Origin of the sequence: Pseudomonas frederiksbergensis, from assembly GCF_001874645.1 — a bacterium.
Lineage (GTDB): Bacteria > Pseudomonadota > Gammaproteobacteria > Pseudomonadales > Pseudomonadaceae > Aquipseudomonas > Aquipseudomonas frederiksbergensis_B.
The window spans coordinates 1,268,077-1,286,529 of sequence record NZ_CP017886.1 but is presented as its reverse complement, the minus strand read 5'-3'; the positions used below and the strand labels follow the sequence as shown (position 1 = coordinate 1,286,529).

General features: G+C 60.0%; 17 protein-coding genes. All 17 read left to right on the top strand.

The window, feature by feature from the left end; all coding sequences use genetic code 11:
* Positions 1–203: 203 nt before the first annotated feature.
* The 17 genes from rfbF to BLL42_RS06395 all read left to right on the top strand — a co-directional run bounded on the left by rfbF (position 204) and on the right by BLL42_RS06395 (position 18,429).
* A complete protein-coding gene (gene rfbF, locus BLL42_RS06475) occupies positions 204–977 on the top strand; it encodes a glucose-1-phosphate cytidylyltransferase (protein WP_071551309.1) in 774 nt (257 codons plus the stop codon).
* A complete protein-coding gene (gene rfbG / locus BLL42_RS06470; RefSeq protein ID WP_071551308.1) occupies positions 959–2,041 on the top strand; it encodes a CDP-glucose 4,6-dehydratase in 1,083 nt (360 codons plus the stop codon). Before rfbF ends, rfbG begins: the two co-directional genes overlap by 19 nt.
* Entirely contained in the window at positions 2,038–2,598 is a 561-nt protein-coding gene (locus tag BLL42_RS06465) for a dTDP-4-dehydrorhamnose 3,5-epimerase family protein (protein ID WP_071551307.1), read from the top strand. The genes rfbG and BLL42_RS06465 overlap by 4 nt, the downstream gene beginning before the upstream one ends.
* A complete protein-coding gene (locus BLL42_RS06460; RefSeq protein ID WP_071551306.1) occupies positions 2,595–3,821 on the top strand; it encodes a class I SAM-dependent methyltransferase in 1,227 nt (408 codons plus the stop codon). Before BLL42_RS06465 ends, BLL42_RS06460 begins: the two co-directional genes overlap by 4 nt.
* Positions 3,818–4,939 (top strand): DegT/DnrJ/EryC1/StrS family aminotransferase, encoded by a 1,122-nt coding sequence (locus BLL42_RS06455; RefSeq protein ID WP_071551305.1) that lies wholly within the window; start codon positions 3,818–3,820, stop codon positions 4,937–4,939. The genes BLL42_RS06460 and BLL42_RS06455 overlap by 4 nt, the downstream gene beginning before the upstream one ends.
* Positions 4,936–5,601: an acetyltransferase gene (locus tag BLL42_RS06450; protein ID WP_071551304.1), complete on the top strand. Its 666-nt coding sequence runs from the start codon at positions 4,936–4,938 to the stop codon at positions 5,599–5,601. The genes BLL42_RS06455 and BLL42_RS06450 overlap by 4 nt, the downstream gene beginning before the upstream one ends.
* Before the next feature lie 25 nt (positions 5,602–5,626).
* Positions 5,627–6,355 (top strand): cephalosporin hydroxylase family protein, encoded by a 729-nt coding sequence (locus tag BLL42_RS06445; protein ID WP_071551303.1) that lies wholly within the window; start codon positions 5,627–5,629, stop codon positions 6,353–6,355.
* Between the two features lie 55 nt (positions 6,356–6,410).
* Positions 6,411–9,341: a TIGR00180 family glycosyltransferase gene (locus BLL42_RS06440; RefSeq protein WP_071551302.1), complete on the top strand. Its 2,931-nt coding sequence runs from the start codon at positions 6,411–6,413 to the stop codon at positions 9,339–9,341.
* Positions 9,342–9,451: 110 nt separating this feature from the next.
* Entirely contained in the window at positions 9,452–10,621 is a 1,170-nt protein-coding gene (pseC, locus tag BLL42_RS06435) for a UDP-4-amino-4,6-dideoxy-N-acetyl-beta-L-altrosamine transaminase (protein WP_071551301.1), read from the top strand.
* Positions 10,622–10,655: 34 nt separating this feature from the next.
* Positions 10,656–11,276, top strand: a complete 621-nt coding sequence (locus tag BLL42_RS06430) for a pseudaminic acid biosynthesis-associated methylase (RefSeq protein WP_071551300.1) — start codon at positions 10,656–10,658, stop codon at positions 11,274–11,276.
* Positions 11,273–11,983: a pseudaminic acid cytidylyltransferase gene (gene pseF / locus BLL42_RS06425; protein WP_071551299.1), complete on the top strand. Its 711-nt coding sequence runs from the start codon at positions 11,273–11,275 to the stop codon at positions 11,981–11,983. Before BLL42_RS06430 ends, pseF begins: the two co-directional genes overlap by 4 nt.
* Positions 11,980–13,485 (top strand): UDP-2,4-diacetamido-2,4,6-trideoxy-beta-L-altropyranose hydrolase, encoded by a 1,506-nt coding sequence (gene pseG, locus BLL42_RS06420; protein WP_071551298.1) that lies wholly within the window; start codon positions 11,980–11,982, stop codon positions 13,483–13,485. The genes pseF and pseG overlap by 4 nt, the downstream gene beginning before the upstream one ends.
* Positions 13,478–14,530, top strand: coding sequence for a pseudaminic acid synthase (gene pseI, locus BLL42_RS06415; protein ID WP_071551297.1), 1,053 nt, complete (start codon positions 13,478–13,480; stop codon positions 14,528–14,530). Before pseG ends, pseI begins: the two co-directional genes overlap by 8 nt.
* Before the next feature lie 227 nt (positions 14,531–14,757).
* Positions 14,758–15,684, top strand: a complete 927-nt coding sequence (locus BLL42_RS06410; protein WP_071551296.1) for a ketoacyl-ACP synthase III — start codon at positions 14,758–14,760, stop codon at positions 15,682–15,684.
* 82 nt (positions 15,685–15,766) lie between these two features.
* Complete coding sequence (locus tag BLL42_RS06405; RefSeq protein ID WP_071551295.1) at positions 15,767–17,059, top strand: motility associated factor glycosyltransferase family protein; 1,293 nt, start codon at positions 15,767–15,769, stop codon at positions 17,057–17,059.
* On the top strand, positions 17,056–17,328 hold the full coding sequence (locus BLL42_RS06400) for a hypothetical protein (RefSeq protein WP_071551294.1): 273 nt from the start codon (positions 17,056–17,058) through the stop codon (positions 17,326–17,328). The genes BLL42_RS06405 and BLL42_RS06400 overlap by 4 nt, the downstream gene beginning before the upstream one ends.
* Before the next feature lie 249 nt (positions 17,329–17,577).
* Complete coding sequence (locus tag BLL42_RS06395; RefSeq protein ID WP_071551293.1) at positions 17,578–18,429, top strand: flagellin domain-containing protein; 852 nt, start codon at positions 17,578–17,580, stop codon at positions 18,427–18,429.
* The last annotated feature ends 24 nt before the right edge of the window (positions 18,430–18,453 follow it).

The window sequence follows — 18,453 nt, the reverse complement described above, 5'->3', positions numbered from 1 at the left end:
GCAGCTCCTACGCCCCTTTCCGTTTCTGTTCCTGTGTCAGTAGCAGCTGGCGCGTTTCCTGCAAGTCCCCCTGAAAATCGCCATAAATCGAGCATGTGCGGTGCAGCCGGAAGGTGATGGGTGCAGCCTCATACGATTTATCCAGACGGTCGCAAAGCCTTGTAGGGCTTGGGCTGGCCCTGTGACGAACAAGAGGGGACAAGATGAAGGCAGTTATTCTGGCGGGTGGCCTGGGCACGCGGATCAGCGAAGAGTCGCACCTCAAGCCCAAGCCGATGATCGAGATCGGCGGCAAGCCAATTCTCTGGCACATCATGAAGCAGTATTCCGCGCACGGAATTCACGACTTCGTGATTTGCCTGGGCTACAAGGGCTACGCGATCAAGGACTTTTTCGCCAACTATTTCCTGCATACCTCTGACGTCACGTTCGACATGTCGAACAACCGCATGGACGTTCACCAGAACTACAGCGAGCCTTGGCGTGTCACCTTGATCGACACCGGCGAAGAGACCATGACCGGTGGCCGTTTGCGTCGTGCCAGCCGCTATCTGGAGGATCAGGAGGCGTTCTGTTTTACCTATGGCGACGGTGTTTCGGACCTGAATATTGGCGCGCTGGTGGATTTCCACTTGAGCAGCGGCAAGCTGGCTACGGTCACGGCGGTGCAGCCACCCGGACGCTACGGCGCGCTGGAGCGCGACGGTGATCTGGTGCGTGGCTTCATCGAGAAACCTCGTGGTGATGGCGGCTGGATCAACGGCGGCTTCTTTGTCTTGTCGCCCAAGGTGCTGTCGCTGATCACCGCTGACGAGACGGTCTGGGAGTCCGAGCCGTTGATGACGCTGGCGGCCGAGGGGCAACTGAATGCCTTCCAGCACGATGGTTTCTGGCACCCGATGGATACCCTGCGTGACAAGAACCATCTGGAGCACCTGTGGCAGAGCGGGGAGGCCCCATGGAAGCTGTGGGACTGAGCCCGCAATTCTGGCGCGGCAAGCGGGTACTGGTCACCGGGCACACCGGTTTCAAAGGCAGTTGGTTGACGCTGTGGCTACAAAGCCTGGGGGCTGAGGTCACAGGTTTTGCCCTTGACCCGTCCACCGAACCCAGTCTGTTCGAACTGGCACGCGTTGCTGAAGGCATTACTGACCAGCGCGGTGACTTGCGTGACCTGGGTGCGTTGCTGGAACTGATCGCCGAGGTTCAGCCTGAAATCGTCCTGCATCTGGCGGCGCAGCCGTTGGTGCGCGAAGGCTACCGTGACCCGCTCGGGACTTACTCGAGCAACGTCATGGGCACGCTCAATCTGCTGGAAGCGATTCGCCAGATCGGCGGGGTGCGCGCGTGCGTGCTAGTGACCACCGACAAGGTCTACGCCAATCAGGAGTGGCTGTGGCCCTATCGCGAGAACGAAGCCCTTGGCGGCCATGATCCTTACAGCAGCAGCAAGGCGTGCTGCGAGTTGTTGGCGCAGTCTTACGCGGCCTCGTTTTTCCCTGTCGAGCGGCATGCCGAGCACGGTCTGGCATTGGCCACGGCGCGTGCCGGGAATGTGCTCGGAGGCGGTGATTTCGCCCCGGAACGGTTGATTCCCGATGTGCTCAAGGCGTGGTCGGCGAATGAACCGGTGACCCTGCGTTACCCACAAGCCGTTCGCCCTTGGCAGCACGCGCTGGAGCCGCTGGCCGGTTACCTGCAATTGGCGGCGGGTCTGTATGAGCACGGTCCGCAATTCGCCGGTGCGTGGAACTTCGGGCCGAGTGAAAGCGATATGTGCAGCGTCGGTGAAGTGGTTGAACTGCTCTCCAGGCGTTGGCCGCACGCGCGAGGTTTGCGCGTCGAACCGAGCGAGTTGCATGAGGCCGGCCTGTTGCGCCTGGACAGCAGTCGCGCCCGTCAATTGTTGGCATGGCAGCCGCGCTGGTCGCTGCAAGACTGCCTGACGCACACTCTGGATTGGCACCTGGCCTGGGAAAATGGCGATGACATGCGTGCCGTCACCTTGAGCCAGTTGAACCTGTATCGGGGGCTGCGGTGAGCGAAATCCGCATCAGTGCGTTACCTCTCCAGGGCTTGTTCAGTGTTCAGCACAAACGCCATGAAGATCAGCGCGGGCACTTCGCCCGGCTGTTCTGCGAGGGCAGCCTGAGCGCCTTTGGCGAGCCGTTCCATATTCGTCAGATCAACCAGTCCTGCACCCGTGAGCGCGGCAGCGTGCGCGGTTTGCATTATCAGAATGCCCAGGCCCCGGAAGCCAAACTGATCACCTGCCTGCGCGGTGAAGTCTGGGACGTCGCGGTCGACCTGCGACCGGACTCGGCGACCTTTTTGCAGTGGCACGCCGAGCACCTGCGCGCCGGTGATGGTCGCAGTCTGTTGATTCCTGCCGGTTTCGCCCATGGCTTTCAGACCTTGAGCGACGATGCCGAGCTGCTCTATTTGCACAGCGCCGATTACGCCCCGGATCACGAGGGTGGCCTGTCGGTGCTCGATCCGCGTCTGGCGATTGCCTGGCCCGAGCCTGTCAAAAATCTGTCGACCCGGGATGCCGCCCATCCCTGGCTTGATGACCATTTCCCTGGAGTGCGTCTATGAACTGCCGAGGTTGCGGCACCCCGTTGGCGTTGCCGTTGATCGATCTGGGCACCTCGCCGCCATCCAACGCGTACCTGCGGGCCGAGCAGTTGGAGCAGGCCGAGCAGTGGGTCCCGTTGAAAGTCGCGGTCTGCCAGGAATGCTGGCTGGTGCAGACCGAGGACTACACCCGCGCTGACATTCTGTTCGATGCGGACTATGCGTACTTCAGTTCCTTTTCCAGCACCTGGCTGGCCCATGCCGATCGGTATGTAGCCGAGATGGTCGAGCGTTTCGGGCTAACCACCGACAGTCGTGTCGTGGAAATTGCCGCCAACGATGGCTACTTGCTGCAGTACGTTGCACAACGCGGCATCCGTTGCCTCGGCGTCGAGCCGACTCGCAGCACGGCACAGGCCGCTCGGGAAAAGGGCCTGGACATACGCGAGCTGTTCTTCGGTCGCGACAGCGCCTCGCAGTTGCTGAGCGAAGGCTGGGGCGCGGACCTGATGGCCGCCAACAATGTGCTGGCGCATGTGCCGGATATCAATGATTTCCTCAGCGGTTTCGCGACTCTGCTCAAGCCCACGGGCGTGGCGACCTTCGAGTTCCCGCAGTTGCTGACGCTGATGGCCGGGCAGCAGTTCGACACCCTTTACCACGAGCACTATTCCTACCTGTCGCTGACCGCCGTACAGCGTTTGTGCGAGCGCAATGGCCTGGAAGTCTTCGATGTCAGCGAGCTGCCGACTCATGGCGGTTCGCTGCGGGTGTTCGTGCAGCGTGCCGATGGAGTGCGCCGTGAAGTGACACCTGCGGTGCAACAACAGTTGCAGGTCGAGCAGGCGGCCGGCGTGAAAACCTCTGCCTATTACGCAACCCTGGCCCCGGCCGCGGAACGGATCAAACACGGACTGCTGCGGTTCCTCTTGCAGGCCAAGGCCGACGGCAAACGCGTGGTTGGTTATGGCGCCGCCGCCAAAGGCAACACCTTGCTCAACTATGCCGGGGTCAAGCCAGACCTGCTGGCGTGGGTGGCCGATGCCAGCCCGCACAAGCAAGGCAAGTTCTTGCCGGGCAGTCGCATTCCGGTGGTGTCTCCCGAGCGGATTGAAATCGAGAAACCGGACTATGTCCTGGTGCTGCCATGGAACCTGCTGGATGAGATCACCCAGCAATACGCGGTTGTCCGCAGTTGGGGCGCGAGTTTTGTCGTTGCCATTCCGGAGTTGAGCTTCAGATGAGCCGAATTCACTACACCAAGCCCAGTGTGGGCGAGCTGGAAGCCAGGTACGTGCTGGATGCTGTGCAGCATGGCTGGGGCGAGCGTTGCTACGAATACATCACACGTTTCGAGAAGTCCTTCGCGCAGCACATGGACGTACCGTACGCGATCGCGACGTCCAGTTGTACTGGCGCCTTGCACATGGGGATGGCCGCACTGGGCATCGGCCCGGGCGATGAAGTGATTCTGGCCAACACCAACTGGATCGCCTCGGCGGCACCCATTGATTATCTGGGCGCGACGCCGGTTTTTGTCGACGTGTTGCCGGACAGCTGGTGCCTGGATCCGGAGCAGGTCCGGCACGCCATTACGCCGCGGACCAAAGCCATCGTGGCGGTACATTTGTACGGCAACCTGTGCGATCTGGACACGTTGTTGGCGATTGGCCGCGAGCACGGGATTGCGATCATCGAAGACGCCGCCGAAGCCATCGGCTCGCAATGGCGTGGCAAAGCTGCGGGTTCGCTGGGGGCCTTCGGCGCGTTCTCCTTTCATGGCACCAAGACCATGACCACCGGGGAAGGCGGGATTTTCGTGACCTCGGACAAGGCGCTGTACGAGCGAGTGCTGACACTCTCCAACCACGGTCGGGTCAGTGGCAGCACGCGTCAGTTCTGGCCGGATTTCATTGGCTTCAAATACAAGATGAGCAACCTGCAGGCCGCCATCGGTTGTGCGCAGATTGAACGTGTCGATGAGCTGATCGCCCGCAAACGCGCGATCTTCAATCGGTATGCCGAGGGACTGCTGGATATCCCGTTGCTGTCCATGAACCCGCAACCGGATCATTCCAGGAACGGTTACTGGATGCCCACGGTGGTGTTCCATGAAAGCACCGGTATTACCCGGGAGCTGTTGATCGAAGCCTTTCAAGCGGCGGATATCGATGCACGGGTGTTTTTCTGGCCGTTGTCGGCGTTGCCGATGTTTGCCGATAAACCGGTGCACACGCCGACGGCGTTTTCGCTGTCGGAACGGGCGATCAATCTGCCGAGTTACCACGACATGACCGACGCCGATCAGCAGCGGGTGATCGAGGTGATTCGCACAGTCTGCAAGCAAAGGAATGTGCTGTGAAGGTCTACCTGTTGGGCGCGGCGAATCCTGAAGCAGTGCGCATGATCGGCTCCGTCAAACGGGCCAACCCTGCTGTGGAATTTGCCTTCCTCGACAACGATGCAGCCAAGCACGGCACGCTGTTTTACGGCGTGCCGGTGATCGGTGGGGTAGAGCGTGTGGCCGACTTGAAAGGCCCCGACACGCACTTCGTGAACCTGATCACCCGCGACACCAAAACCCGTTACGAGACGACACGGCAGATCATCGAGGCCGGCGGAACGCTGGGCAACTTCCTGCACCCCGGTATCGATCTGAGCATGACGCGCATGGGCACCGGCAACTATCTCCAGGAAGGCGTGATCATTCAGGCCGAAGTGTCCCTGGGCGATAACAGCAGCATCAGTTACGGCAGCCTGATCGGGCACGAAGGCCGGATCGGGCACTCCGTGTTCATGGCGCCCGGCGTAGCCATCGCCGGCTGCGTCGAAGTGGCTGACGGCGCTTTCATCGGCACCAACGCCACGATCCTGCCGCGTTTGCGGATTGGCCGCTGGGCAACGGTCGGCGCCGGTGCCGTGGTCACCCGGGACGTTCCCGACTATGCAGTCGTCGTGGGCAATCCCGCACGAATTATCAAGACTCAGGCTGTCCCTTATCGGGACGGTCGGGTTTTCAACTAACAACACCCCGTATCGGAGCGTTTGCATGAATCCTCATGAGCAGTTTCGCGAAGAAGTAAGCCAGAATATCGAAGGCTTGCAGCAGGACAAAAAACTTCAGTCCGAGTCGCTGGACTGGGTCGGTGTCACGGCCAAACACAAATACACCTACAACTTCAGCTGGATGGGCCGGCCGATCATTCAGTTTCCTCAGGACATGGTTGCCATGCAGGAAATCATCTGGGACCTGCGCCCGGATGTGATCGTCGAAACGGGCATCGCCCACGGCGGCTCCCTGGTGTTTTACGCCTCGATGCTGGAACTGATCGGCCACGGCGAAGTGCTGGGTGTGGACATCGACATTCGTCAACACAACCGCGAAGCTATTGAAGCCCACCCGATGGCGCGTCGGATCAGCATGATCCAGGGTTCGAGCATCGATCCGGCCATCGTTGATGAAGTTCGTGCGCGGGTTGCCGGCAAGAAAGTGCTGGTGGTTCTCGATTCCAACCATACCCATGAACACGTGCTTGAAGAGTTGCGCCTGTATGCACCGCTGGTTTCGCTCGGCAGCTACTGCGTGGTGATGGACACCGTGGTCGAAGACATGCCGCAAGACGCCTTCCCGGATCGTCCGTGGGGCAAGGGTGATAACCCGAAAACTGCTGTCTGGGCCTACCTGGAAGAAAACCGCGACTTTGAAATCGATGCGCGGATTCACAGCAAGCTGCTGATCACCGTGGCGCCGGACGGCTATCTGCGTCGGGTTCGTTAAGCAACGACATCATTGTTGAGTTCATCGGGCGATACGCCGGTTGTGGGGAAAGACTATGCAAGGCGAGTACGGTACTGAAAGCGGATTACCATTGAACGAGTTGTTGACGGTGGTACTCATCACCCACAACCGACCGGCCTTTGTGCGCCGGGCGGTGAAGTTTTACAGCGCCTTGCCTTGCAGGATTCTGGTGCTGGACTCTTCGACCCAGGTCACCGATGGCATCGACGGCGTGTACCCCTCGGTCGACTATCAGCACCTGCCACAGTACGGTTATTGGGGCATTCGGGCCAAGCTCGACTACGGCGTGCAGCAAGTCACCACGCCCTACATGGTGTTTGCCGCCGACGATGACTTCATTGTGCATGACGCCCTCGATGCTTCGGTGTCGTTCCTGGAAGCGAATCCGGATTACGGCATGTGCCATGGCTATTGCCTGATGTACCTGACCCTGGCCAACAGCGTGAGCTACTACCGTCGGGACAAGAAGGTCTGTGAGGACTATTCATCCGAGCGCGCGCAGGACCGGGTCATCGACTTCATGCATCAGTACATCCCGCCGTTCTATGCTGTTCACCGCACTGAGCTGTTGCGTGACTGGTACGCGGTCATGCCGGAGGACACCATCTTCGAATGGCAGGAAATCGGCCATGCGTACTACATGCTGGCAATGGCCAAGGCGCGAATTCTGCCGATCCCGTATGTGGTGCGAGAGGTCAATTACCTCGAGTCGGAACACAACACCGAGATCTACAGCACCCTGACCCTAGCCGATGCCAAATCGGTAGCGGATCGTGAAGCGTTTGCCCAATTGCTGGCGACGTTGCCGAGTACCCGCACCGGTCTTGACGCGGAGCAGGCCAGGCAATTGGCACTGGACAGTTTCGAGGCGATGGCCGACAGCCTGCGCAACCGTCGGGCGCTGACTGCCGAGCCGATTTTCGAGTCGCGCTGGAACGATGTGCAAAAGGGGCCAGACCGTCGATTCGGGCTTTCGCAATACGTCGAAATGCCTTTCTACAATCAAAAGTTCTTCGACCTGTTGAGCCAATTTGAATTCCTGCTGCATGCGATGCCGGCCGGTCGTGTTCAGCTTCAGGGGCTCGAGGGTATCTGGGCGATGCAGGCCGACATGATGCGGCCACGCAACAACGACACCGCCGAAAGCGTCGTCGAGCGCCTGGGATACGCGTACGGCAGCAACCCGTTCAACCGTCAGGTGGTCAAGCGTCTGGCGCAGCAGTTGGAGCTTCTGGGCGAAGCGGACGACGCGCGGGACATGTTCGCCTGGGCCGAGCGCCTGGACGCAGTATCGACTCAAGGCAATGACGAGGTGTTCGGTGCCATGCGCTCCGGTCGCCTGCTCAAGTGGCTGGCGGCGCGCACCCCGGACGCTGACGAAGTCGCGGCGACGTCGCGTTATCTGGCTGCCCACAACGGCGGTCCACAGTTTGGCATTCTGGTGCTGGATCTGGACAACGACGCGGCCAAGCTACAGATCACCCTCGACAGTCTGCTGGAAGGTCACAACCACGCCTTCAAGATCGTGGTGTTCACCACGGGCGAGCCGCTGGCGGCAACGACGGTGCACAATACCTTGCACTTTGTTTGCGTGACGCAGGCCAACTATGTCGACAAGCTTAATCAGATCGCGCGTCAATCGCCGTGCGACTGGTTGCTGCTGGCCGAGGCGGGGGACGAGTTCACCGCTGGCGGCTTGTTGCGCGCAGGTCTGGAACTGCACGCCGCGCCCGACTGTCGAGCGGTAGCAGCGGACGAGATTCAGCGTGACGCCAATGGCGCGTTGGTTGATGTATTCCGACCAGGCTTCAACCTCGACCTGCTGCAAAGCCTGCCAACGCTGATGGCGCGGCATTGGCTGATCCGCAAGGATGTGTTGTTGGAAGCGGGTGGTTACCAGGCCGACTTCAGCAAGGCGCTGGAGTTCGACCTGCTGCTGCGCATCATCGAGCAGGGCGGCCTGGCCTGGCTAGCTCATTTGGACGAGCCGTTGCTGATCACTCGCGCGCCGGTGCTGGAAGACAATGCCCACGAACGTCAGGCGTTGATCCGTCATCTTGCGACCCGTGGCTACAAGGCGCAAATCAGCTCCGCCGAGCCGGGTACTTATCAAATCGATTACCGTCACACCGAGCGTCCGCTGGTGTCGATCATCGTGGCAAGCCAGGACAATCTGGAGCAGCTGCAACGGTGCCTGACCGGCATTGTGCAACGAACCCGCTACACCCGTTACGAAGTGCTGATCGCCGATAACGCGAGTCAGTCACCGGACATCCTGCAATGGCTGGACGGCCTCGGGCAGCCGGGCGACAAGGTCCGTGTCCTGCGGGCGCATGAGCGTCTCAGCTTGTCGGCGCTGTACAACGAGGCCAGTCAGCAGACCCAGGGTGAATACCTGGTGCTGCTGGCGGCGGACAGTGAAGTGGTCAACCCGAACTGGCTCGATTCCCTGCTCAACCAGGCCCAGCGCCCGGAAGTTGGCGTGGTCGGCGCGAAGCTGCTGGATCGCGACGGCAAAGTGACTCAGGCCGGGCTGATTCTGGGCATGAACGACGGCGTCGGTTCGGCCTTCGTCGGCGAGCCGAAGGATGCCAAGGGCTACCTGAATCGACTGGTGCTGGAGCAGAATTATTCAGCCGTCTCGGCGGTGTGCCTGATGATCCGCAAAGCGCTGTTCGACGAGGTTGGCGGGCTGGGCGAACACGCGTTTGCCAACGCCTACGGCGATGTCGATCTGTGCCTCAAGGCCGGTCAGGCCGGCTATCTGGTGGTGTGGACGCCGCAGGTGCAAGTCATTCACCCAGGCGCCTTGCCAGATGCACCGCAGGCGCTTGCGGCCTTGCGTGAAAAATGGGTCGGGCCGTTCCAGCACGATCTGGCTTACAACAAGAACCTCGCCCTGTCCGGCAAGGGTTTCACCCTTGGCAATGCGACCAGCGTGGATTGGGCGCGGTTGCTGGTTTAATTCTGGCGTAACGGTAGAGGGGCACTGCCCATGTTCACTGGCAAATTGATTCCCGCTTCCGGCAGCCGTCGGGAGTGTCTGGATGGGGTACAGATCAGCGGGTTCCAGTCATGCTGACCTATCAGATTCCTTATGGTTGCCAGAGCATCGAGCAAGCGGATATCGATGCGGTGGTGCAGGTGCTCCAATCGCCCTGGTTGACCCAAGGGCCAACCATTGCACGTTTCGAGAGCGCAATAGCCGAGCATTGCCAGGCTGATTTTGCGGTGGCCGTGTGCAACGCCACGGCGGCATTGCACATTGCGTGTCTGGCGGCAGGGTTGGGGTTGGGGGATCGGTTGTGGACCAGCCCGAATACCTTTGTCGCGTCCGCTAACTGTGGGCGCTACTGCGGGGCCGAGGTGGACTTTGTCGACATCGATCCGCTGACCTTGAACCTCGACGCCCGGTTGCTGGCCGCGAAACTTGAAGTTGCCGAAGCGGCCGGACAATTGCCCAAGGTCGTCGTGGCGGTGGCCTTTGCCGGTCAGAGCTGCGACATGCGCACCTTGGCTGCGCTGGCCGAGCGTTACGCTTTCACCTTGATTGAGGATGCCTCCCATGCGGTGGGCGCTTCGTATCTCGGCCGGCCGGTGGGGTGTGGTGAGTTTGCGGCGATGACGATTTTCAGCTTTCATCCGGTGAAGATCATCACCTCGGCCGAAGGCGGCATGGTGTTGACCAATCGCCCGGAACTGGCCGAGCGCATGCGGCGCTTGCGCAGCCATGGGATCACCGGCGATCCGGCGCAGATGGAGGTGCCCGATCACGGCCTGTGGTATTACCAGCAACTGGAGCTGGGCTTCAATTACCGGATGACCGACCTGCACGCGGCGCTGGGACTGTCGCAGATGGCCAGGCTTGACAGTTTCGTCGCCAAGCGACGTCAATTGGCCGCCCGCTATGACCGTTTGCTGGCGGATTTTCCGCTGGTATTGCCGGTCGCCCAGGCGGGCGCTGAATCAGCGTGGCATCTGTACGTGGTGCGTTTGCGGCTCAACGAGATCAGCGTCACGCAACGCGAAGTATTCGATACGCTGAGAGCTGCCGGGATCGGTGTGAACCTGCACTATATTCCCGTGCACCTGCAGCCGTACTACCGTGGATTGGGCTTTGAAGAGGGTGATTTCCCTGAAGCCGAACGTTATTTCAGTGAGGCAATCAGTTTGCCGCTGTTCCCGCTTCTGAGCGATGAGCAGCAGGACTACGTGGTTGAGCAACTTCGAAATATCGTCGCTTAAACGACATTCCGTGGCCCGATGATGAGTGAGAAACATGCGTGAGTTAAGCGAGCAGGAAGTCTTCTGGCAGGGCGAGTTCGGCGATGAGTACGTGGCTCGCAACCAGGGGCAGGCATTGATCGCTGCCAACCTGGCGTTGTTTTCCAAGGCGCTGGCGAGAACCGCGCGCCTCGACAGTCTGCTGGAGTTGGGCACCAATACCGGCAACAACCTGCGCGCCTTGCATCAACTGCTGCCCGGCTGTGCCTTGCAGGGCGTCGAGATCAACGCCAAGGCCTGCGAGCAAGTACGGGCCCTGGGAATTGCGCAAGTCTGGCAGGGGTCGTTGTTCGACTTTCCTCGCGAGCAGTCTTTCGAGTTGACCTTGAGCAAAGGCGTGTTGATTCATCTGGCGCCGGAGTTACTGCCGGCGGCCTACGCACAGCTCTATGAACTAAGCCGGCGGTATATCCTGATTGCCGAGTATTACAACCCGGTACCGGTTGAAGTGTCTTATCGTGGCAACAGCGGCAAGTTGTTCAAACGCGATTTTGCCGGGGAAATGCTCGACCGTTACAGCGATCTGCAACTGCTCGATTACGGATTCAGCTATCGACGCGACCCGCAGTTCCCGACGGACGATATCAACTGGTTTCTGTTGGAAAAACGCCCTTGAGTGCAATCGCAATTATCCCGGCCCGTGGCGGCAGCAAGCGCATCCCGCGCAAGAACCTCAAGCTGTTTCACGGCGAGCCGATGATTGCTCACTCGATTCGCGTCGCCCTGGAATCGGGCCTGTTCGACGAGGTGATAGTCAGTACCGAAGACGAGGAAATCGCCGCGCTCGCCCGGACCCTGGGGGCGCAGGTGCCGTTCATGCGGCCGGCGGAACTGGCGGACGATTTCACCGGGACGGCGGCGGTGATCGTGCATGCCCTTGAAACCATGCAGAAGCTGGGGCGTTTTTTTGACCAGGCCTGCTGCATTTACGCGACCGCGCCATTGTTGCAACAACGCTATTTGCGTCAGGGGGCAGAGTCGCTGGCCCTGCATCCGGAAAAATCCTTTGCCTTTTCAGTCTGCGATTTCGGCTTTCCGGTGCAGCGCGCCTTGACCCTCAATCCGCAGGGCGCCTTGACCCCGCTGTATCCCGAGTATCGCAACACGCGCTCCCAGGACCTGCCGACCGCCTATCAGGACGCCGGACAATTTTACTGGGGACGCAGCGAGGCCTGGCTGCAAGGGACGGTTCTGTACTCTGAACAGAGTGTGCCAGTGATGTTGCCCCGGCATCTGGTCCAGGACATCGATACCGAAGAGGACTGGGTGCGCGCGCAATACCTGTACACGGCACTGCAAGCGGCCGGGGAGCTGGAACCGTGAGAGTACTGATCCGCGCCGATGCCTCATCGGCCATTGGCAGTGGCCATGTGGCGCGTTGTTTGACGTTGGCCCAGGTGTTGCGCGATAGCGGTGCGCAGGTCCTGTTCGCCTGCCGCGTGTTGCCGGGCAATTCTCTGGCGCGGCTCCAGGCGCAAGGTTTTCGTACCGTTGCCTTGCCTGCGGACTATCCGGGAGAAAACCCGTCACTGGGGATCGAGGCGTTGTTGCCGTGGCAAGCGGACATCGCCGCGCTGGGCGATTGTCTGGCGGCAGAGGGCCGCTTCGACTGGATTGTGGTTGATCACTACGGTCTTGATCATCAGTGGCAAGGCGCGGCCCGTCAGTGGGCTCGGCGCATCGCCGCGATCGACGACCTGAACAATCGCAAGCATGCCGTCGACCTGCTGTTCGATCAAAACCTGACGGCTAACGATCGGGCGTACGCACAGCGCGCGCTGAACCCATGCCGGCAACTGTTCGGTCCTCGTCATGCGCTGATTCGCGACGAATTCCGGCGTGTGCCCTTGCCGATCAACCCTCGGCCGGCTCGGGTACTGGTGAATTTCGGCGGCCTTGATGGCGCGGGTGAGACCTGGAAGGCCATGCGCGCGCTGGCCGACTTTACCGAGCTGGAAGTGGATTTTGTTGCCGGTGCCGCCAATCCGGCCCTGGAGCAGATGCAAGCAATGGCAGCACAGCGTCCCAAGTGGCGGTTGCAGACCTTCGTCAGTGACTTTGCGCAGTTGATGGCGCAGGCGGACCTGTTCATTGGCGCGGGCGGTGGAACCACTTGGGAGCGCGCAGCGCTGGGCCTGCCGACCCTCTGCATTGCCGTGGCGGGAAACCAGCAAGCCAATGCCGAGCGCCTGGCGGCGGCGGGTGCCCATGTGTACCTGGGCACCAGTGAGCAGGTGGATGTCGATTGTCTGCGTCAGGCCACCGGTTTTGTGTTGAGCAACATCAGCCTGCGGCAAAGTCTGGCGCAATGCTCTCGCCGTTTGGTCGATGGCCTGGGTGCTCGGCGTTTTGCCGTCGCGTTGAGCGGCGAGAGCTTGCAACTGCGCCAGGCGGGAAGCGCTGACGAACGGCTGTTGTTTGACGGGCGCAATGCCGTGACCGTGCGTCGCTGGTCAGTCAATCAGGCCCTGATCAGTTGGCAGGCTCATCGAGCCTGGATGACGGCAAGCCTGGCCAATGCGCAGCGTTTGTTGCTGATCGGCCAGACCACGGACGGCCCGGTCGGCGTGCTGCGCTATGACCGCTGCGGCACACGGGCCGAGGTCTCGGTGTATCTCTTCGAAGGACGTTTTGGCGTGGGCTGGGGCAGGGAGCTGTTGGCGCGTGGTGAGGCGTTCGTGAGCCAGCATTGGCCAGATCTGACGGCTATAGAGGCTCAGGTGCTGCCCGCCAACGCAGCCTCGATCAAGCTATTTGATGAGGCCGGGTACACTCAGTCGGCCTGTCGCTTCGAGCGCGTATTAAAGGATCAGAATCATGACTAGTTTCAGGATTGGCTCACGGTTGATCGGGGCGCAGGCGCCGCCGTTCATCATCGCCGAGATGAGCGGCAACCATAATCAGTCCCTGGAGGTCGCGCTGCAGATCGTCGAGGCGGCGGCCAAGGCCGGTGCGCATGCCTTGAAACTGCAAACCTACACCGCCGACACCATGACCCTGAATCTGGATCACGACGAGTTTTTCATTCAGGACCCTGGCAGTCTGTGGGCCGGCTCTTCGTTGTATGCGCTGTATGAGAAAGCGCATACGCCATGGGAATGGCATGCGCCGATCTTTGCCCGAGCCAGGGAGCTGGGCATGCTGGCGTTCTCGACACCGTTCGATGAGACGGCCGTGGATTTCCTCGAAAGCCTGGACGTGCCGGCCTACAAGATCGCCAGTTTTGAAAACACCGACTTGCCGCTGATTCGCCGAGTGGCGGCCACCGGTAAGCCGTTGATCATTTCCACCGGCATGGCCAGCATCGCCGAGCTCGATGAAACCGTGCGTGCGGCGCGTGCGGCCGGCTGCAAGGATCTGGTGCTGCTCAAATGCACCAGCACCTACCCGGCCACGCCTGCCAACAGCAATGTGCGAACCATTCCACACCTGCGCGAACTGTTTGGTTGCGAAGTGGGGCTGTCCGATCATTCGATGGGCGTCGGGGTCTCGGTGGCGGCGGTGGCCCTTGGGGCGACGGTGGTGGAAAAACACTTCACCCTGGATCGGGCGGCGGGAGGCGTCGACGCGAGTTTCTCGCTGGAGCCGGCCGAACTGGCCAGCCTGGTGGTCGAGACCGAGCGCGCCTGGCAGGCCATGGGGCAGGTGCGTTATGGCGCCACCGAGGCCGAGCAGAAGTCGTTGGTGTATCGCCGTTCGCTTTACGTCGTCCAGGACATGGCCGCCGGCGAGGTGTTCACGTCGGAGAATCTGCGAGCCATTCGTCCGGGGCTGGGCCTGGCGCCCAAGCATGCTCAAAGCATTATCGGACGACGTGCCCGCGAGCCTCTAAAGCGCGGCACGCCGCTGGCCTGGTCGCTGATCGAATGACTGCTTGTACGGCTGATTGCGCAAAATAGCGTGACCTGCGAGTCATAACGGGCATCTTCACTGTATTGTATTGATCGGGAAGATGGCGCCTGGCCGGTAATCGGCTCAGTGATAGCCCTTTAGGCTTTCCGTTGGTTGCCCGTTGCGGGCAGCGCAAACTCTATGTGTCGGCGCCCCTCGATTCGTGCGAACGGGGGTATTCAGCTGTTTATTATTGGGAAGCCGTAATGATTGGCATAAAAAGCATTGCGAGCTACGTACCTGTAGCCGGCGTGGACAATTACGCACAAGGTGCAAAATTCGAAAAGGATGAGGAATTCATCCTGGGCAAGATCGGTTCCGCTTTCCTGCCGCGCAAAGATGCCGGACAGGAAACCTCGGACCTGTGTGTCGAAGCGGTCAATACGCTATTCGCCAATAACCCTGAGCTCAAGCGCGAATCGATCGACGTGCTGATCGTCGTCACCCAGAACGGCGACGAAGAAGGTCTGCCGCACACGGCTGCGATTGTTCAGGACAAGCTCGGTCTGCCGACCACCGTTGCCGCCTTCGATATCTCCCTGGGCTGCTCCGGCTACGTTTACGGCATCTACGCGATCAAGGGCTTCATGGAAGCCGCGGGCCTGAAGAATGGCCTGTTGGTGACCGCCGACCCTTACTCGAAAATCGTCGACCCCGAAGACCGCAACACCACCATGCTGTTCGGTGATGCCGCCACCGCGACCTGGATGGGCGAAGACGCTCCGTGGCAGCTGGGCAAGGCCAAGTTCGGCACCGACGGCTCCGGCGCCCCGCACCTGAAAGTCACTGACGGGGTGTTCTTCATGAACGGTCGTCAGGTGTTCAACTTTGCATTGCTGAAAGTCCCGGCGCATTTGCACGAGTTGCTCGACGAGTCCGGTCTGCATGCCGACGATATCGATGCATTCTGCATTCACCAAGGCAGTGCGGCGATTGTTGACGCGGTGGCGCGGCGCTTCGAAGGTGATCCGCAGAAATTCATCAAGGACATGGTCGAGACTGGTAATACCGTCTCTTCGAGCATTCCGTTGTTGCTGGAAAAACACGTACTCGATGCCAAATGGAAGCGCGTTGCACTGAGTGGTTTTGGTGTAGGGCTCTCGTGGGGTTCGGCGATTATCTATCGCCCTTGAACGAAATCTTGTGGCATAAAAATAGCGTCCAAGGTGTAACCTTGAACGCTATTTTTTTTGCCTGAATGACAGTCGAGGCAGTATGAGCGACAGCGTTGAAAACAATTTCCAGGTGATAGAGAGTCGCTGGCCGGCGCTGCATGTGCGGTTGATGACTGAAGACAGCGCGGCGGTTCAGGCTGAACTGGTGGAAGGATTGGGTTCGACCCTGAGCATTGCCGGCATTCAGCTCACCAGTCGCCATGACCGTACGCGTGAAGCGCGGTTGCAAGCGACCAGCCTGCCGCCGGAAAGCAAGGTGGTGCATGTCTACGGCACAGGGCTGGGTGACTTGCCGTGTGTATTGCTTGAAAGCACCGAGCTTCAGCGCTTGTACGTGCATATCCTCAATGGCGCGATTTTTTCGTTGGCGCTGCAGTTGCTCGATCAGCGGCAGTGGCTCAGTGATCCACGGGTCGAGTTGATCTATGCCGGCGACTTGTCCGACATCCATCTGCCGTTTTTTGCGTTGCCGTCCGAGATGTTGCTGGCAGATGACTTCAACGCCAGGATTCGCGATCGCCTCGTCAGTGAAGTGCACCTCAGTTTCAATAATCGTGAGTTCGACCCGCAGTCCCCGGCGATCATCCAGCGGCTGGAGGAGAGTCGTGAGCTCGTCAGTCGTGATCGCGATGTGGCCGAGTTGTTCGAGACGTGTGCAGGTCGTGAAGTCTATGTGATCGGCACAGGGCCAAGCCTTGAGCTGCATTTCGATCAGCTTCGGGCGATACGCGAGCGTGATCAGCGGCCGTTGTTCATCAGTGTCGATACTGCCTACCGACCGTTGCGCGAGCATGGCATCAGGCCGGATCTGGTGGTCAGTATCGACCGGCGCATCAGCTTCAGGCACTTGCCGCCCGAGGACACCGACAACATCCCCTTGGTGTACCTGCCAATGAGCGACCCGCAGGTGTTGAAGGCCTGGCAGGGCACGCGTTACGTCGGGTATTCCGCCAGCCCGGTCTATGCCTCTATCCGCCAACAGATCAGCAAGGCTGAACTGTATGTCGGTGGCAGCGTGATTCATCCTGCCGTGGATCTGGCGGTGAAGATGGGTGCAGACCGTATCACTCTGTTCGGTGCCGACTTTGCGTTCCCGATGAACAAAACCCATGCCGGCTGGAATGATGGCGATCTGGGGCAGGGGGTGAACCTGGCCAAGCACTGGGTGCTTGATGGGCATGGGTTGCGGGTTCGAACGCAGTTGAATTTCCGCAGTTACCTGTGTGAGCTGGAGCGCTACATTGCCGGGCATCCGCAGGTACGCTTTTTTAACAGCAGCCGGGCAGGAGCAATGATTGTGGGAGCGACGTTCAATCAGGAGTTCGTGCAATGAGCGGGCTTGCACAATGCATGATCGATTGCCGGCAGTGCGCCGGGTTGTTTCGTCTGGGGCGTGATGTCGAGGCAGCGCTGACCATGGTCGATGTGTTCGATAAGGTACAAGACCAACTGTGTCAGGCCTCGGCAGATGTTCAGCAGCAGTGGGCACAACTGCTCGTGTCGATGCTGTTCGCTCAGGAGGCGCAGGACTGGTTGGGGCTGGCCGACACCATGGAGTATGAATTGATCGATTTGCTGGAAACAGCTCACGCTCACCACTGAATAGTTTTCTGCCGACAAAGGCGAGCCTCTCGCTGCTCTGTTGTCGGCAATTTCCTGGCGTCATTTTTCTCTCGTGGGTCTCGTGCAGGCCTTTGTTTTCGCGGGGGTGGCAGTGTGATGGCAATTTTTTTCAAAAAAGCCCTCAAGCAACCTGCGATCGCGACGATAACTACTACGAAGGTTCTCTAGGCCACACCCGGCGGTTGCCAGGGCCGGAAGCCGCAGTACCCAACCAACGAGGAACTCACCATGTCTTTAGGCGTAAACACTAACGTCGCTTCTCTGTCTGTTCAGAAGAACCTGAACAATGCTGCTAACGCTCTGCAGCAATCGATGACTCGCCTGTCTTCCGGCCTGAAAATCAACAGCGCCAAAGACGACGCTGCCGGCCTGCAGATCGCTACCCGTATGAGCAGCCAGATCCGCGGTCAGACCGTAGCTATCAAAAACGCCAACGACGGCATCTCGATGGCTCAGACTGCTGAAGGCGCTCTGCAAGAGACCACCAACATTCTGCAGCGTATGCGTGAACTGGCTGTACAGGCACGTAACGGCACCAACGGCACTGCTGACCAGACCGCGACCAACGCGGAATTCACTCAGATGTCCGACGAGCTGACCCGTATTTCCCAGGCCACCAACCTGAACGGCAAAAACCTGCTGGACGGTTCCGCTGGCAGCATGACCCTGCAAGTGGGTTCCAACACCGGTACTGCCAACCAGATCACGCTGACCCTGAGCAGCAAGTTCGACGCCGTCAGCCTGTCGGTAGGTAGCGGTACTACTGTTCTGACCGGTGCTACCAGCGCTGCTGCCGGTTCCGCCATCGACGGCGCAATCACTGCAATCGACGCTGCAATCGCCTCCGTTGGTGCTGTTCGTGCAAACCTCGGTGCTGCACAGAACCGTCTGACCAGCACCATCTCCAACCTGCAGAACGTCAACGAAAACGCCACCGCTGCACTGGGTCGCGTACAAGATACCGACTTCGCTGCGGAAACTGCTCAGCTGACCAAGAACCAAACCCTGCAATCGGCTTCCACCGCTGTTCTGGCACAAGCCAACCAGCTGCCTAACGCCGTACTGAAACTGCTTCAGTAATATATTGCAGTGAGTTTTGGCGGG

What these genes read in the sequence shown, in the direction of transcription:
- rfbF (WP_071551309.1), top strand. Translation starts at nt 204, where the DNA reads ATGAAGGCAGTTATTCTGGCGGGTGGCCTGGGCACGCGGATCAGCGAA.
- rfbG (WP_071551308.1), top strand. Translation starts at nt 959, where the DNA reads ATGGAAGCTGTGGGACTGAGCCCGCAATTCTGGCGCGGCAAGCGGGTA.
- BLL42_RS06460 (WP_071551306.1), top strand. Translation starts at nt 2,595, where the DNA reads ATGAACTGCCGAGGTTGCGGCACCCCGTTGGCGTTGCCGTTGATCGAT.
- BLL42_RS06455 (WP_071551305.1), top strand. Translation starts at nt 3,818, where the DNA reads ATGAGCCGAATTCACTACACCAAGCCCAGTGTGGGCGAGCTGGAAGCC.
- BLL42_RS06445 (WP_071551303.1), top strand. Translation starts at nt 5,627, where the DNA reads ATGAATCCTCATGAGCAGTTTCGCGAAGAAGTAAGCCAGAATATCGAA.
- BLL42_RS06440 (WP_071551302.1), top strand. Translation starts at nt 6,411, where the DNA reads ATGCAAGGCGAGTACGGTACTGAAAGCGGATTACCATTGAACGAGTTG.
- pseC (WP_071551301.1), top strand. Translation starts at nt 9,452, where the DNA reads ATGCTGACCTATCAGATTCCTTATGGTTGCCAGAGCATCGAGCAAGCG.
- BLL42_RS06430 (WP_071551300.1), top strand. Translation starts at nt 10,656, where the DNA reads ATGCGTGAGTTAAGCGAGCAGGAAGTCTTCTGGCAGGGCGAGTTCGGC.
- pseI (WP_071551297.1), top strand. Translation starts at nt 13,478, where the DNA reads ATGACTAGTTTCAGGATTGGCTCACGGTTGATCGGGGCGCAGGCGCCG.
- BLL42_RS06410 (WP_071551296.1), top strand. Translation starts at nt 14,758, where the DNA reads ATGATTGGCATAAAAAGCATTGCGAGCTACGTACCTGTAGCCGGCGTG.
- BLL42_RS06405 (WP_071551295.1), top strand. Translation starts at nt 15,767, where the DNA reads ATGAGCGACAGCGTTGAAAACAATTTCCAGGTGATAGAGAGTCGCTGG.
- BLL42_RS06400 (WP_071551294.1), top strand. Translation starts at nt 17,056, where the DNA reads ATGAGCGGGCTTGCACAATGCATGATCGATTGCCGGCAGTGCGCCGGG.
- BLL42_RS06395 (WP_071551293.1), top strand. Translation starts at nt 17,578, where the DNA reads ATGTCTTTAGGCGTAAACACTAACGTCGCTTCTCTGTCTGTTCAGAAG.